The sequence below is a fragment of the Bradyrhizobium sp. Kon58 genome, from assembly GCF_055807455.1.
Window position 1 is genome coordinate 1 of sequence record NZ_JBVVOT010000635.1, and the last position, 239, is coordinate 239.

Sequence of the window (239 nt, forward strand, 5' to 3'; positions counted from 1 at the left end):
CTATGCTGCTGCGAGCTGAGGTCTGAATAGTACGTCGACGGCGTAGCTCGTCGCGTTGAAAGTGTTCGTCGGGAACAAACGATCGGTCCCGTACGCGTAAACGCCGTTGCCGCCGCTGGCCGAAGACGACGGAGCCGTTAGCGGCCCGCTCGTGATGGAACTGGCGAAGAGGTTTGGATCCGAAGAATATCCTCCCGCACTGTGGTAGGACGCAATATACGTGGTCCCCGAAGCGATCG

1 protein-coding gene is annotated in these 239 nt (G+C 59.4%); it reads right to left on the reverse strand.

Annotated features, from left to right (window positions below):
* Positions 1-239, reverse strand: a 239-nt coding sequence (locus tag AC0L20_RS41770; protein WP_473295956.1) for a DUF4082 domain-containing protein, incomplete at its 5' end; no start/stop codon positions are given.